Annotated in this window: 13 protein-coding genes; 7 read left to right on the top strand and 6 right to left on the bottom strand. The window is 71.7% G+C overall.

Annotated features, from left to right (window positions below; genetic code table 11):
• Window positions 1–218 precede the first annotated feature (218 nt).
• Window positions 219–1,625, top strand: a complete 1,407-nt coding sequence (locus tag H305_RS0125460; RefSeq protein ID WP_028802892.1) for a M1 family metallopeptidase — start codon at window positions 219–221, stop codon at window positions 1,623–1,625.
• Window positions 1,626–1,949: 324 nt separating this feature from the next.
• On the opposite strand, the gene H305_RS0125450 is transcribed toward H305_RS0125460, so the two are convergent.
• On the bottom strand, window positions 1,950–2,525 hold the full coding sequence (locus H305_RS0125450; RefSeq protein WP_028802891.1) for a TerD family protein: 576 nt from the start codon (window positions 2,523–2,525) through the stop codon (window positions 1,950–1,952).
• Between the two features lie 217 nt (window positions 2,526–2,742).
• On the opposite strand from H305_RS0125450, the gene arfB reads away from it, so the two are divergent.
• Together arfB and H305_RS47050 are read left to right on the top strand one after the other, a co-directional pair.
• Window positions 2,743–3,180: an alternative ribosome rescue aminoacyl-tRNA hydrolase ArfB gene (gene arfB, locus H305_RS0125445; RefSeq protein ID WP_028802890.1), complete on the top strand. Its 438-nt coding sequence runs from the start codon at window positions 2,743–2,745 to the stop codon at window positions 3,178–3,180.
• 109 nt (window positions 3,181–3,289) lie between these two features.
• Window positions 3,290–4,195, top strand: coding sequence for a sigma-70 family RNA polymerase sigma factor (locus H305_RS47050; protein WP_051370953.1), 906 nt, complete (start codon window positions 3,290–3,292; stop codon window positions 4,193–4,195).
• A gap of 48 nt (window positions 4,196–4,243) precedes the next feature.
• Here the strand turns inward: H305_RS47050 and H305_RS0125435 are convergent, their stop codons facing one another.
• Complete coding sequence (locus H305_RS0125435) at window positions 4,244–4,807, bottom strand: flavin reductase family protein (RefSeq protein WP_078629240.1); 564 nt, start codon at window positions 4,805–4,807, stop codon at window positions 4,244–4,246.
• 438 nt (window positions 4,808–5,245) lie between these two features.
• Between H305_RS0125435 and cdgB the strand changes: the two genes are divergently transcribed.
• Window positions 5,246–6,973 (top strand): diguanylate cyclase CdgB, encoded by a 1,728-nt coding sequence (gene cdgB, locus H305_RS0125430; protein ID WP_028802888.1) that lies wholly within the window; start codon window positions 5,246–5,248, stop codon window positions 6,971–6,973.
• A gap of 105 nt (window positions 6,974–7,078) precedes the next feature.
• Complete coding sequence (locus H305_RS0125425; RefSeq protein ID WP_028802887.1) at window positions 7,079–8,047, top strand: carbohydrate-binding protein; 969 nt, start codon at window positions 7,079–7,081, stop codon at window positions 8,045–8,047.
• 85 nt (window positions 8,048–8,132) lie between these two features.
• Here the strand turns inward: H305_RS0125425 and H305_RS0125420 are convergent, their stop codons facing one another.
• The 4 genes from H305_RS0125420 to H305_RS0125405 all read right to left on the bottom strand — a co-directional run bounded on the left by H305_RS0125420 (window position 8,133) and on the right by H305_RS0125405 (window position 11,760).
• Window positions 8,133–8,486 carry a hypothetical protein gene (locus H305_RS0125420; protein ID WP_028802886.1) on the bottom strand — a complete coding sequence of 118 codons (354 nt, stop codon included), beginning with the start codon at window positions 8,484–8,486 and terminating at the stop codon, window positions 8,133–8,135.
• Window positions 8,487–8,581: 95 nt separating this feature from the next.
• Window positions 8,582–9,511, bottom strand: a complete 930-nt coding sequence (locus H305_RS0125415) for a 1-phosphofructokinase family hexose kinase (protein WP_028802885.1) — start codon at window positions 9,509–9,511, stop codon at window positions 8,582–8,584.
• A gap of 144 nt (window positions 9,512–9,655) precedes the next feature.
• On the bottom strand, window positions 9,656–10,801 hold the full coding sequence (nagA, locus tag H305_RS0125410; protein ID WP_028802884.1) for an N-acetylglucosamine-6-phosphate deacetylase: 1,146 nt from the start codon (window positions 10,799–10,801) through the stop codon (window positions 9,656–9,658).
• Window positions 10,801–11,760 (bottom strand): ROK family protein, encoded by a 960-nt coding sequence (locus H305_RS0125405; protein ID WP_037765244.1) that lies wholly within the window; start codon window positions 11,758–11,760, stop codon window positions 10,801–10,803. The genes nagA and H305_RS0125405 overlap by 1 nt, the downstream gene beginning before the upstream one ends.
• Window positions 11,761–11,953: 193 nt before the next feature.
• Between H305_RS0125405 and H305_RS0125400 the strand changes: the two genes are divergently transcribed.
• Both H305_RS0125400 and H305_RS0125395 read left to right on the top strand, forming a co-directional pair.
• Window positions 11,954–13,183: an ABC transporter substrate-binding protein gene (locus H305_RS0125400; RefSeq protein WP_051370951.1), complete on the top strand. Its 1,230-nt coding sequence runs from the start codon at window positions 11,954–11,956 to the stop codon at window positions 13,181–13,183.
• Between the two features lie 194 nt (window positions 13,184–13,377).
• Window positions 13,378–13,605 carry a DUF3263 domain-containing protein gene (locus H305_RS0125395; protein ID WP_028802881.1) on the top strand — a complete coding sequence of 76 codons (228 nt, stop codon included), beginning with the start codon at window positions 13,378–13,380 and terminating at the stop codon, window positions 13,603–13,605.
• Window positions 13,606–13,637: the final 32 nt, after the last annotated feature.

The raw sequence follows: 13,637 nt of genomic DNA, 5'->3' as shown, positions 1-13,637 counted from the left end.
GCGTGGCCTGTCGTCAGGACCGAGGCCAGGGCGGTGCCCGCCATCGGGGCCGAGGTCGGCGAGGGCGTGGCCTGTCGTCAGGACCGAGGTCGGCGAGGGCGCGGCCCGTCGCCGGGACCGCGGGCGGCCGGGGCGCCGGGCGCCGGGTGCCGGTGGAGAGTGTGGTGGGGTTCGGGCGATGCGTCCGGGTGATGTCATCGGCTCGTAGGATCGTGGATGTGTCCCGATCTTCCGTCGCCGTCCCCTTTGCCCTCGCGTTCGCCCTCGTCCTGGCCGGATGCGCCGGGGGCGGAGTGCACGGGAAGCCCGGAGCGGCCGGTGTCCGCGACCCGTACTTCCCGAAGCTGGGCAACGGCGGCTACGACGTCACGCACTACGGCCTGACCCTCGACTACGAGCCGTCCGCCCGGCAGCTGCGAGGGACGGCGGTGATCACGGCCCGGGCCACCTCGGACCTCAGCGCCTTCGACCTCGACCTGAAGGGGCTGGAGGTGCACGGCGTCACCGTCGAGGGCCGGGAGGCCCGCTGGAACCGCGCGGGGCAGGAGCTGACCGTGCACCCGCACGACGGCCTCGACGAGGGAAAGACGTTCCGCGTGACGGTCCGCTACTCGGGAACCCCCGAGACGCTCACCGACGTGGACGGCTCGCAGGAGGGCTGGCTGCGCACCGCGGACGGCTCGCTCGCGCTGGGCGAGCCGACCGGCTCGATGACGTGGTTCCCCGGCAACAACCACCCCTCCGACAAGGCTTCGTACGACATCACAGTCACCGTGCCGAAGGGCCTGCACGTGGTCTCCAACGGGGAGTTGACGAGCGAGACGACCAAGGGCGGCCGTACGACGTTCGCGTGGCACACCGCCGAGCCAATGGCCAGTTATGTGGCGACCGTCGCGATCGGCAGGTACGACATCTCGCGCTCGACGACCGGGAAGGGCCTGCCGGTGTATGTCGCCGTCGACCCCACGCAGGCGGAGGCGGGCAAGAAGGTGCCGGACAGGATCGCGGAGATCATCGACTGGGCGGAGTACAACTTCGGCCCGTACCCCTTCTCCTCCACCGGCGCGATCGTCGACCGCCCCGGCGACGCGGGGTATGCGCTGGAGACCCAGAACCGCCCCTTCTTCCCGGGCACCACCGACACCCGGATCCTTGTCCACGAACTGGCCCACCAGTGGTTCGGCGACTCCGTGACTCCGAGGTCCTGGCGGGACATGTGGCTCAACGAGGGCTTCGCGACCTACGCGGAGTGGCTGTGGCAGGAGGACCACGGCGGGGACAGCACGCAGGACGTCTTCGACGCCCTCTACGCGGGCGACTACTACAAGAGCGGCGCGGGCAACGAGGCCCTCTGGGCGTTCCCGCCGGGCGACCCCCCGAGTGCCGCGGAGATCTCCGACCCGCCCGTCTACGACCGCGGCGCCATGGTCCTGCACAAGATCCGGCAGAAGGTCGGCGACGACACCTTCCACGACATCGTCCGGGGCTGGGCCGCCGCCCACCGTCACGGCAACGCGGACAGCGGCGGGTTCACCGCCTTCGTCGAGAAGAAGGCGCCGGACGAGGACTTCGGTGTCATCTGGAAGGACTGGCTGTACGGCGAGGGCAAGCCCGCGAAGCCGTGACGGGCGGGGGACCGCGAAGCCGGGACCGCGAAGCCGTGACGGGCAGGCCGGGAGTCCGTCCTTCAGCGCGGGGGCCGCAGGGACAGCGCGTCGACCGTCAGCGTGATCGGTGTCCTCGCCGCGGCGCTGCCGGCCACGGTGGTGAGGCGCGGCGGGCGGGTACGGGCCGCCGCGGCACCGGCGGCCGAGACCGCGCCCGAGGACGCGGAACTCGCCGCCTGAGCCGGGCGGGGAGCCGCCCGGACGTGACGAGGAGGAACAACTGACGGAGCCCCCGGCCCGAATGGGCCGGGGGCTCCGTCAGGTGGTGCGGGAGACGGCGGATCAGACGCTGACGCCGAAGTCCTGGGCGATGCCGACGAGGCCCGAGGCGTATCCCTGGCCCACGGCGCGGAACTTCCACTCGGCGCCGTTGCGGTAGAGCTCGCCGAAGACCATCGCGGTCTCGGTCGCGGCGTCCTCGGAGAGGTCGTAGCGCGCGATCTCGGCGCCGCCGGCCTGGTTGATGATGCGGATGTACGCGTTGCGGACCTGGCCGAAGTTCTGCGTGCGGGTCTCGGCGTCGTAGATCGAGACCGGGAAGACGATCTTGTCGATGTCGGCGGGGAGAGCCGCCAGGTTGACGTTGATCGCCTCGTCGTCGCCCGCGCCCTCGCCCGTGCGGTTGTCGCCGGTGTGGACGATGGTGTTGTCCGGGGTCTGCTTGTTGTTGAAGAAGACGAAGTGGGCGTCCGAGTAGACCTTGCCCTGCGTGTTGACCGCGATGGCCGAGGCGTCGAGGTCGAAGTCGGTACCCGTGGTGGTGCGGACGTCCCAGCCGAGGCCCACGGTGACGGCGGTCAGGCCCGGAGCCTCCTTGGTGAGCGAGACGTTGCCACCCTTGGACAGGCTTACAGCCATTGTTGGGAGTCCCTTCCCTCGTTGCGTACGCGGTGCTTGTGCCTCGTACGTATGGGTTTCGAACGGCTTCGTACGGTCACGAAGCTACAGCTACCCCTATGAACGCCGAGAGGGGTACGGAAGGTTCCAGCTCTCTTTACTTTCTTTACCTTCGGTTCGCTCCGACGGCGCAGGCGAGCGGAAAAACGGGTGACGCGGACCGGACATCCGCGCGACCATGAACCTCATGTCCGGTCCCTATGTCGTCCGTGGCTCCGTCTCCCTTCCCGAGGCCGAGCTGATGTGGCGTTTCTCGCGCTCCGGCGGGCCCGGAGGACAGCACGTCAACACCAGCGACTCGCAGGTCGAACTGCGCTTCGACCTGGCCAGGACCGAGGCGCTGCCGCCCGTGTGGAAGGAGCGCGCCCTCGCCAGGCTGGCCGGGCGGCTCGTCGACGGGGTCGTCAGCGTCCGGGCCTCCGAGCACCGGTCCCAGTGGCGCAACCGCGAGGCCGCCGCCGTGCGGCTCGCGGCCCTGCTCGCCGAGGCCACCGCTCCACCGCCCAGGCCTCGCCGCGCCACCCGCATCCCCCGCGGCATCAACGAGCGGCGGCTGCGCGAGAAGAAGCAGCGCTCGGACACCAAGCGCGGGCGCTCCGGGCGCGACTGGTCCTGACCCCCGCCGGGTCCCGGACGCACGGCCCGACGGCCCGCGTCACATTCGCGTCCCGCGATCCGTCATGTCTGTGACGGACCGCGACGAGGAGATGGGGCCCATGGGCGAGATGAGCGAAGCCGGCGAGCCGACCGGGCCGGCCCCCGGAGGGAACGAGTTCCTCGCCGAGCGGTTCGAGGCGCACCGCGGTCATCTGCGCGCGGTCGCCTACCGCATGCTCGGCTCGCTCACCGAGGCCGACGACGCCGTGCAGGAGGCCTGGCTGAAGCTCAGCCGGGCCGACGCGAGCCATGTCGACAACCTCGGCGGCTGGCTGACGACCGTCGTCGGAAGGGTCTGCCTGGACATGCTGCGCTCCCGCCGGGCCCGCGGCGAGGAGCCCCTGGAGGACCGGCCCGGGGTGCGCATGCCGGAGCCGGTGCTCAGCCCCGTCAGCGGCGTCGACCCGGAACAGCAGGCGCTGATCGCCGATTCGGTGGGCATCGCCCTGCTGGTGGTGCTGGAGACGCTGACGCCGGCCGAGCGGCTCGCCTTCGTGCTGCACGACCTGTTCGCGGTGCCGTTCGAGGAGATCGCGCTCCTCGTGGGCCGTACGCCGGCGGCGTCCCGGCAGCTCGCCAGCCGGGCCCGGCGTCGGGTGCAGGGCGGGGCGCCCGCGCCCGACGCCGACCTCGCACAGCAACGGGAGGCCGTCGACGCGTTCCTGGCGGCGGCGCGCGGGGGCGACTTCGACGCGCTCGTCGCGGTGCTCGACCCGGACGTCGTGGCGCGGTCGGAGGGCGGTGTGACGACCGGTGCGGTCGCCGTGGCCTCGGGCGCCATCGGTTTCGCCCATCTCGCGCACTCCGCGCGGCCCGCCCTCGTCAACGGCGTCGCGGGTGTCGTGGGCATCACCGACGGGCACCTGACCAGTGTTCTCGCCTTCACAGTCGTACACGGCCGGATCGCCGTGATCGACATCCTCAACGACCCGGAGCGGCTGGCCGCGCTCGACGTCACCGTCCTGGAGCGCTGACCGTCCCGCCCGTGCGGTGGGCGGACGGCGCCGTCCGCCGCGCGGGCGCTAACCCAGCTGCCGGTAGCGGCCCCTGAAGTACGTCAGCGGTCCTCCGTCGGCGCTCGGCACCTCGGCCGTGAGGACGCGGCCGATGACGAGGGTGTGGTCCCCGGCGGCCACCCGCTGCTCGGTGCGGCACTCCAGGGTCGCCAGGGCGCCGCCCACCAGCGGTGCCCCGGCCTCCTTGCCGCGCACGTACGGGATGTCCGCGAAGAGCAGCCGGTCGCTGATGCGGCCCTTCATGGCGAAGCGGCCGGCGATGTGGCGCTGGCTCTCGGAGAGCACGGAGACCGCCCACATCGGCTGTTCGGCGAGCAGGTCGTCCATGCGAGAGCCCTCGCGCAGGCTCACCAGGACCAGGGGCGGGTCCAGCGAGACGGACATGAAGGCCGTCGCGGTCATGCCGACGTCCTCGCCGCGCGGTCCGTCCGGGTCCAGTGCGGGCTCGTGGGCGGTCACCAGGACCACGCCCGCGGCCAGCCGGGTCATGGCGGCGCGGAACTCGTCGTTGCTCACCCCCTCAGCATGCCCGGATGCGGAGGGGGGAGCGGAGGGGGAAGTCTTCAGCACGCCGAAACGCTAGTCTCCGTTTCCCGGGCGGCGCATCGGCCCCCGGCCCGAGGCAGGTCCTAGGACCGGAGACGGAGATCGCGACCGCACACGTTCGCGTGGCGTCCGGCCACAATCGCTCACAGTGTCCGCACAGCTCCCCACCATGCGTTCAGTAAACGCACGGTGAAAATGCAGAAACCCCACTCAATTGTTCAACTTCAGCTGTGACTTGAGTCACAGGGGCCATATTTTGTTGACCCTGTGTACCGAGTGGGGAGCGCGCTGTGATTCAGTGGCGGGGAAGCTGAGCATGAAGCTACCAAGCAGTACGCGGGAAGGCACCCGGCAGTCCACCGAGCGGTACACCCAGTCGTAAGCGCGAGAGCAACGAAGAGCACCTGGTACGCCGAGAGAACCCTGGAGTTGCTGCGAGGTCTCGACGAGGGGGGAGGGCGAATGGAGACCGAGTCGGAGCCCTACGTCCGTCTGGCGACCCTGCGGCAGCTGCATCAGGTGATGGCGGACATGAACACCGCCCGCAGCCTGGCCGACACGCTGCAGACCGTCGCGGACGGCGTGGTCACCGGTCTCGGCTTCGAGCTCGCGTGCGTCAACCTCGTGCGCCAGGACGGCGACCTGGTCGTCGCCGCGCTCGCCGGGAACTCCGCCGCCGAGGCCCTGATCACCGGCCGCGTCGGGTCCCGCGCCTCCTGGGACCGCCGGCTGACCATGGGCGAGGCCTGGGGCGACCTCCGGTTCATACCGCACACCGAGGGCTGGGTCCTGGACGAGGACGACGTCCCGCAGTGGTACACCGACGGACCCGCGCCCCGCTTCGAGGACGAGTGGCACCCCTCCGACCGTCTCTTCGCGCCGATGTACTCGCCCGGCGCCTCCGGCGGCGGCGAGCTGATCGGCGTGCTGTCCGTGGACCGGCCGCGCAACGGCCGGCGCCCCGGTGCCTGGGGGCGCGAGGCGCTCCAGATGTACGCCTTCCAGGCCGCCATCGCGATCAGCAACGCCCGGCTGCGGGCGAACATGCAGCGCGCCCTGGTCCGCCTGGAGCGTGAGCAGCAGGCACTGCGCGCCAGCGAGGAGTCCTTCCGCCAGGCCTTCGAGTACGCGCCCAGCGGCATGGCGATCGCCGAGATGGGCGGCGACCAGCACGGCCGCATCCTGCGCACCAACGACGCGCTGTGCCGTCTGCTGGGCCGCCCGGCCTCCGCGATGCGCCGCTACTCCTTCTCCGACCTCGTGCACCCCGAGGACATCGGCACCCTGCTCAGGACGTCCGCCGAGGGCGGCCGGGCCGAGCTGCGCCTCGGCCGCCGCGACGGCACGTACGTCTGGGTCCACCTGCGCAACTCGGTCGTCGCGGACGCCGCCGACGGCCCCCGCTTCCTGCTCACCCACGTCGAGGACATCGAGGAGCGCAAGCGCCGCGAGCTCCAGCTCGCCCACCGCGCCTCGCACGACGCGCTGACCGGCCTGCCCAACTCCGCGGAGCTGCGTTCCCGGCTCGGCGCCCGCCTCTGCCAGCGCCCGCAGTCCCTGCCGCCCGGCGCCGTCGCCTCCCTGGACGCGGCGTACGGGCACGGCCAGTACACGGAGCCGCCGGCCGCCGCGAACGGCGGTTACGACGGCAACGGCGCCTTCGACGGGCACGCCCACCCCGCCTACGAGGGCAACGGCCACGGTTTCGACTTCCGCTCCGGCCCCGAGGCCTACGACGCCTTCGACCACCACGTGCACACGGTGGCGCCCGAGGGTGAGACCGACGACGGCACCAAGGGGCTCGCGGTGCTCTTCTGCGACCTCGACGGCTTCAAGTCGATCAACGACCGATTCGGGCACAACGCGGGCGACGAGGTGCTCATCGAGGTGGCGCGGCGGCTCACCAGCGGCGTCCGCGACGGTGACACGGTCGCCCGGCTCGGCGGTGACGAGTTCGTGGTGCTCGCCGACGGGCTCGGCCGGGCGGACGCCCAGGACCTCGCCGTACGGTTGCGGAACGCGATCATCCCGCCGATCCGGATCGACGGGCGGGCCGTCCGTGTGGGCGCCAGTTTCGGCATCGGATGGGCACACTGCGGGATGACGGCGGACGAGGTGTTGAAATCCGCTGACGAACGGATGTACGTCGAGAAACGATCTCGTCCCAAACAGCATCGGCGTGCCGGATAAAACCCAGGTCAGTGGGTTGATGCGGTGAAGACCCCCCGTTTGGTCCAGCGAGAGCGGGTAGGCTCGCCATTCACCGTGTACCGCATCTGCTGAGGAGACCAAGGGATGACGCCCGGCGACAACGGCGCGAGCACGCCCGAGGACGACGACCCGTTCGGCTACCTGTACGCCGACGGTCAGGCCAACGGAGCCACCCCGCCCACCGGGGGCGGCGGCTACGGCTACCCGGGCTCGGTCAACCGGACGCGACCGGTGGGCCAGCGCCAGTACGGGCAGCCGGCACAGACCGCGCAGTACGGCCAGCAGGCCGCGACCGCGCAGTACGGCCAGGTCCCGCAGCAGGGCTACGGTCAGCCGAACCCGCACTACGCGGCCCCCGAGACCGTCCCCGGCGGCGCGCCCACCACCCGGACGCCGCTGCCCGGCGACGGCGGCGGGCGTGGCCGCGGCCCCAACACCAGGGGCCTGCTCATCGGCGCGATCGCCGTGGTCGCGGCCGTCGTCATCGGCATCGGCATCGCCATGATGGGCGGCGACTCGAACGACGACGCCAAGGGTGACGACGGCGGCGCGGACCCGGCCACGTCGTCCTCCGAGAGCGCCGCACCGAGCCGGTCCGCCACGGCGCCCGCTTCCGAGACGGAGCTTCCGAAGATCGACGCGAAGGCCATGAACCTGGGCGCCGGAGTCACCACGGCCTCGGACGTCGAGGGCGCCGAGTCGGACGGCGGTGTCTACGTCACGGGCCTGAACACCCCCGGAGCCCAGGTCACCTGGACCGTCAACGGCATCCCCAAGGACGGCATCTACACGCTTTTCGCGCGCTACAGCACGGCGGGCCCCCACGCCGCGATGACGCTCACCGTCAATGGCAAGCCGTTCGGCAGCAAGCTGAGCATGAAGAACTACCGGCACGCCGCCGACGGCGACTTCGCGAAGGGCTGGACGAAGACCTTCGCGTGGCCCACCCTCAACAAGGGCACCAACACGATCTCCATCTCGTGCGGCGCCGGCGACAGCTGCAACGTCCTGCTCGACCAGCTGTACCTGAAGGCCGGCAAGGTCGACAAGTAGGGGCCCCTCGCGGTCCGCGCAGGCACCACGGTGACCCGAGGCGGTCGGCGCGCACACGCGTACCGACCGCCTCGGGTCACTCGTGTCAGATGCGTCCGCCCTCGACGCACATGATGGCCACCCAGCCGGTCCTGCCCGCCCAGCGCACCTTGACCCAGTCGTTGTCCCGGGGGCCGCCGCTCCAGCAGGTGTACGAACCGCCGCTGTTGTTCCGCGTGCACGGCGTCGTGGTGCAGGGAACCCGGGTATCGGGACTGGTGACGGTCACGATCTTGGCTGCGGTCGTGCTCGCGCTGGTGCGGATGGTGAAGGCATGGCCGTCCCGCATCCAGACGCCCGCCTGTTCCGCGGCAGAAGCCGTGGGACCGAAGGAGAAGGCGAGGCCCGCCGAGGCGGCGCCGATGGCCGCGAGGCGGGCGAACTTCCTTGCGCTGCGCATGAATTACCCCCATGTGGAAGCGGATCACTGGTCAGGTGATCCGTGGTCGCCGACGATCTTAACGAACACGTGATCGTGTGCGGGGTATGGGGTGATCACGCCGCGCTGACCGCCGGGGTCACCGTGACCCGGCCGAGCAGGTCCTCGAAGGCCGCGCGGTCGAAATCGCCCGCCGTGGGCGCCGTCACGGTCGCCGTCGACAGGGCGACGGCCCGGCTCAGCCGGGCCGGCCAGGGCAGGCCCTCGACGAGGCCCGACAGGAGGCCGGCGACGGCCGAGTCGCCCGCACCGGTCGGGTTGCCTCGGGCGCGGACCGGCGGGGCCGCCCGCCAGTGGCCGTCCGGGGTGTGGGCGAGCAGTCCGTCCGGGCCGAGAGAGGTGACCACCGCGTGGGCGCCGCGCCGACGGGCGTCCCGGGTCGCGCGCAACGGCTCGTGGGAGCCGGTGAGTTCGGCGAGCTCGTCCGCGTTCGGCTTGACTATGTCGGGACGGGCGGCGACCCCGCGGCGCAGCGGCTCGCCACCGGTGTCCAGCAGCACCGGGACCGCCAGGGCACGTGCGGTGCGGACGAGCCCCGCGTACGCGCCGACGGGCACTCCGGGCGGCAGGCTGCCGCACAGGGCCACCGCGGAGGCGGAGCGCAGCAGTTGCTCGTAGGCCGCTTGGAAGGCCGACCACTCGGCGGGGGTGATCGCCGGGCCGGGTTCGTTGAGCTGCGTCGTGTCGCCGGTGGCGGCGTCGACCACGGCTATCGTGCGGCGGGTCGAGCCGGTCACCGGCAGGAGCGCGTCCACCACACCCGCCGTCCGCGAGAGCAGTTCGCGCACCGTGTGGCCCGTGGCGCCGCCGGCGAAGCCCGTGACCGTCACCTCGTGGCCGAGGGCGGCGAGCACCCGCGCCACGTTCAGGCCCTTGCCGCCGGGCCGTTCGGTCACTTCGGTCACCCGGTGCGAGGAGTGCGGCCGCAGCGAGGGCACGCGATAGGTGACGTCGAGAGCGGTGTTCAGCGTGACCGTGAGGATCACCTGGGACGACCTCCCCCGAAGAAATTCATGGAATGGACGCCGACTGAGCGCCTGCCGGTTGTTCCGGCGGTTCGATCATGCCAAAGACAACGGCGGTCGGCCCAGACCCCCGGGCCAACCGCCGTGCGGCAACGACGTCGTGAATCATCCCAGTTGGGGATCGACCACCCATTCACCCCTGCGCATGACGCCCTTGAGAGCGAAGTCGGAGTCCAGGACGACCAGGTCGGCGTCCTTGCCCGGCTCCAGCGAGCCCACCTTGTCGTACATGCCGAGCAGGCGGGCGGGGTTGGCGGACAGGGCCGCCACGACGCCCTCGACGGGCAGCCTGTCGACCGTGACGGCGCGCTGGAAGGCGCGGTCGAGGGTGAGGGTCGAGCCCGCGATCGAGCCGCCCTCCACGAGCCGGGCGACGCCGTCGGCGACCTCGACCTCCAGCGGACCGAGCATGTAGCGGCCGTCACCGAAGCCCGCCGCGTCCATCGCGTCGGTGATGAACGCGACCCGGTCGGCGCCCGCGTGATGGAACGCCAGCTCCAGCGAGGCGGGGTGCAGGTGCACGCCGTCGTTGATGAGCTCGACCGTGATCCGCTCGTCCTCCAGTAGCGCCGCGATCGGACCCGGCGACCGGTGGCCGAGTGCGGGCATGGCGTTGAACAGGTGCGTCGCCACGGTCGCGCCCGCGTCGATGGCGTCCCGCGTCTGCTCGTACGTCGCGTCCGTGTGCCCGATCGCCGCGATCACCCCGTGCTCGGCCAGCAGGCGTACGGACTCGATGCCGCCCGGGAGTTCGGTGGCGAGGGTGACCATCTTGGCCCGGCCGCGCGCCGCGTCGATCAGCTTGCGGACCTCCGCGGGGTCCGGGTCGCGCAGCAGTTCCTCGGAGTGCGCGCCCTTGCGGCAGGGGGAGATGAACGGGCCCTCGAAGTGGATGCCGGCGATGTCGCCCTGCTCCGCCAGTTCGGAGAGCATCCCGGCGCGCTGGGCGAGGCCGTGCATGTCACCGGTGACGGTCGAGGCCACGACCGTCGTGGTGCCGTGCAGGCGGTGCGTGTGCACGCCCCGGAGGACCTCCTCGACCGTCCCCGAGGTGAAGGACGCGCCGCCGCCGCCGTGGTTGTGGATGTCGACGAAACCGGGGACCAGCCAGTGACCGGACAGGTCGAGGTGCTCGTGCTGCGGGGGAGCGCTCCCGGCGATCCGCGCGCCGTCCACGATCACGCGGCCGCCGTCCACGATCCCGGTGGGCAGTACCACCCGGGCGCCGGCGAGAACCTTGCTAGGGGCCATCAGGTGGTTACCTCCGAGCGGTCGATGGTGTCGGTCGTGGCGCCGGCCAGGAGATCCCAGGCCAGCAGGCCCGCGCCCAGGCAACCGGCGGTGTCGCCGAGGGCCGCCGGGACGATGGACGGCAGTTTCTGGAAGGTGACGCGCTGTTCCACGGCGGCACGCAGCGGTGTGAACAGGGTTTCCCCCGCCTCCGCGAGCCCGCCACCGATGATCAGTGTGCGCGGGTCCAGCAGGGTGAGCGCGGTGACGAGGCCGTCGGCGAGCGCGTCGACCGCCTCCTGCCACACCGCGACCGCCCTGGCGTCGCCCGCCGCCACGGCCTTCGCGCAGCCGGCCGCGTCCGCCGACGGGTCGTCCGACGCCTCGGCCCAGGCCTGGCTGACGGCCGAGGCGGAGGCGAACCGCTCCAGGCAGCCGAACTGCCCGCAGGGGCACGGTTTCCCTCCGGGGCGTACGACGATGTGGCCGATCTCGCCCGCGAAGCCGTGGGCGCCCTCCTCGACGCCGCCGTCGATGCCGATGGCTCCGGCGATGCCGGTGCCCAGCGGGACGAAGAGGAAACGGTCGGCGCCCTGGCCCGCGCCGATGCGCCCCTCCGCGAGTCCGCCGGTGCGCACGTCGTGTCCGAGGGCGACGGGCACGCCGCCGAGGCGGTCGCCGAGCAGACGGCGCAGCGGCACGTCGCGCCAGCCGAGGTTCGCGGAGTAGGCGGCGATGCCGTTGCGGGCGTCGACGATGCCGGGGACGGCGACTCCGGCGGCCACCGCGGGTTCGCCGAACTGCTCCTCGCCGTGGGCGCGCAGTTCGGCGGCGAAGCCGAGGATCGACTCGACGACCGCGTCCGGACCGCGTTCCCGTCCGGTCGCGCGGCGGGCCTGGTGGAGCAGCTCGCCGTCCGCGCCGACGAGGGCGGCCTTCATCCCGGTGCCGCCCACATCGAGGGCGATGACGTGTCTCACGGGGGACAGTGTCGCCCCTTACCCCAGGAGAGGTCTAGTCCACTCACGTGGTGTAGACCTTGTATCCGCATTCCGAGACGGATGCAACGGACGCAGAAGCAAAGTCACGGCCGGGGACGGTCCCGGGGTTGGGGAGAGCAACGCAGTGCAGCGGCATAGGACAGGACTGATCGCGGTGGCGTCCGCCCTGGGCATGACGGCGACCCTCGCGGGCTGCGGCGGCCCGGGCGGCTCCTCGGACGTCACGCTCAGACTGGTGGCCGCCGACTACGGCGACTCCAAGGCCAACAGTTCCCAGAAGTACTGGGACAAGCTGGTCGACGCGTACGAGGCGGGCCACCCGGGGGTCCGGGTGGAAGTCAGCGTCTATCCCTGGACCGACGTGGACCGCAAGGTCAAGGAGATGGTCGCGGCGGGCCACGCACCCGACATGGCACAGATCGGCGCGTACGCCGACTACGCAGCCAAGGGGCAGCTGTACAAGGTCGACGACGTGCTCTCCATACCCGTCCAGGCCAACTTCGAGTCGCAGCTCACCGACGCGGGCGAGATGGACCGGACCCAGTACGGCATGCCCTTCGCGGCCTCCACGCGCCTGCTCTTCTACAACAAGACACTGTTCTCGCAGGCCGGCCTCACGCCCCCGGAGACCTGGGACGAGCTCGCGGCCGACGCCAGGGCGCTCAAGGCCAAGGGCGTGAAGTTCCCGTACGCGCTGCCCCTCGGCCCCGAGGAGGCGCAGGCAGAGACCATGCAGTGGCTGCTGAGCGGCGGCGACGGCTACACCGACGACGTCGGCACGTACTCCATCGACTCCCCTCAGAACGTCGACACGTTCGACTGGCTCAAGGACGAACTGGTCGCCAAGGGCCTGATCGGACCCGTCGCACCTGCCAAGCTGAACCGCGCCGACGCGTTCGCGGCCTTCACCCGCGGTGAGGTCGGCATGCTCAGCGGGCACCCCACGCTGATGAAGACGGCCGCCGCGAAGGGCGTGAAGTTCGGCATGGTGCCGATGCCCGGCGTCGACGGGAGGGCCAAGGCCACCATGGGCGTCGCCGACTGGATGATGGCCTTCAAGAAGAACGGCCACGGCGAGCAGATCGGCGACTTCCTCGACTACGTCTACGACGACAAGAACGTGCTCGCCTTCTCCCACGAGTACGACCTGCTGCCGGTGACCTCGTCCGCGTCCGACGCCATGGCCGCGGACAAGGACGACGCGGATCTCGCCCCCTTCCTGGAGGAGCTCCCCAGCGCCGTGCTCTACCCGGTCGGCAAGACCTCCTGGGCCGGTGTCAGCGCCGATGTGAAGAAGCAGATCGCCAAGGCCGTGAGTCCCGGGGGCAGCCCGGCCGGAATCCTCGGCTCGCTCCAGATCGCCGCGACCACGGCCGACAGCGCGGCGCAGAGCCAGGGCTAGGGGGGTCGTCCGGGTCAGGCCGGGTCCGCGGCCCCGGCACGGCACCTCGCGGCGTTGTCGCCTCACCCGAGTACGCCCAGTACGCGGGTGAGGCTCCGTCCTGCGATGCAGCGCACCGGACGCCGCGGCCTGACCCGAACGGCACCCCCTGGGCGGTGTCGGCGGCGGGGGCTACGGTGCTGTGCATGGACGGCATGGATGAGCTCGGCGCCCGCGAGCGGGGAATTCTCGCCATGGAGCGGCGCGGCTTCTCCGGTCCCGGCGCGAAGGAGCGGGCGGTGCGGGAGCAGCTGGGCCTGGCCCCGGTCCGCTACTACCAGCTGCTCAACGCCCTCCTGGACGACCCCCGCGCCCTGGCCCACGACCCGGTCACGGTGAACCGGCTCCGCCGGGTGCGCGATTCCCGCCGCTCGGAGCGCTGAACCCGCGGGCGCGGCCCGGACAGGATCCCGAG

It is taken from the genome of Streptomyces sp. 142MFCol3.1 (assembly GCF_000424945.1).
GTDB lineage: Bacteria > Actinomycetota > Actinomycetes > Streptomycetales > Streptomycetaceae > Streptomyces > Streptomyces siamensis.
This window is presented reverse-complemented; position numbering and strand designations above follow the sequence as displayed.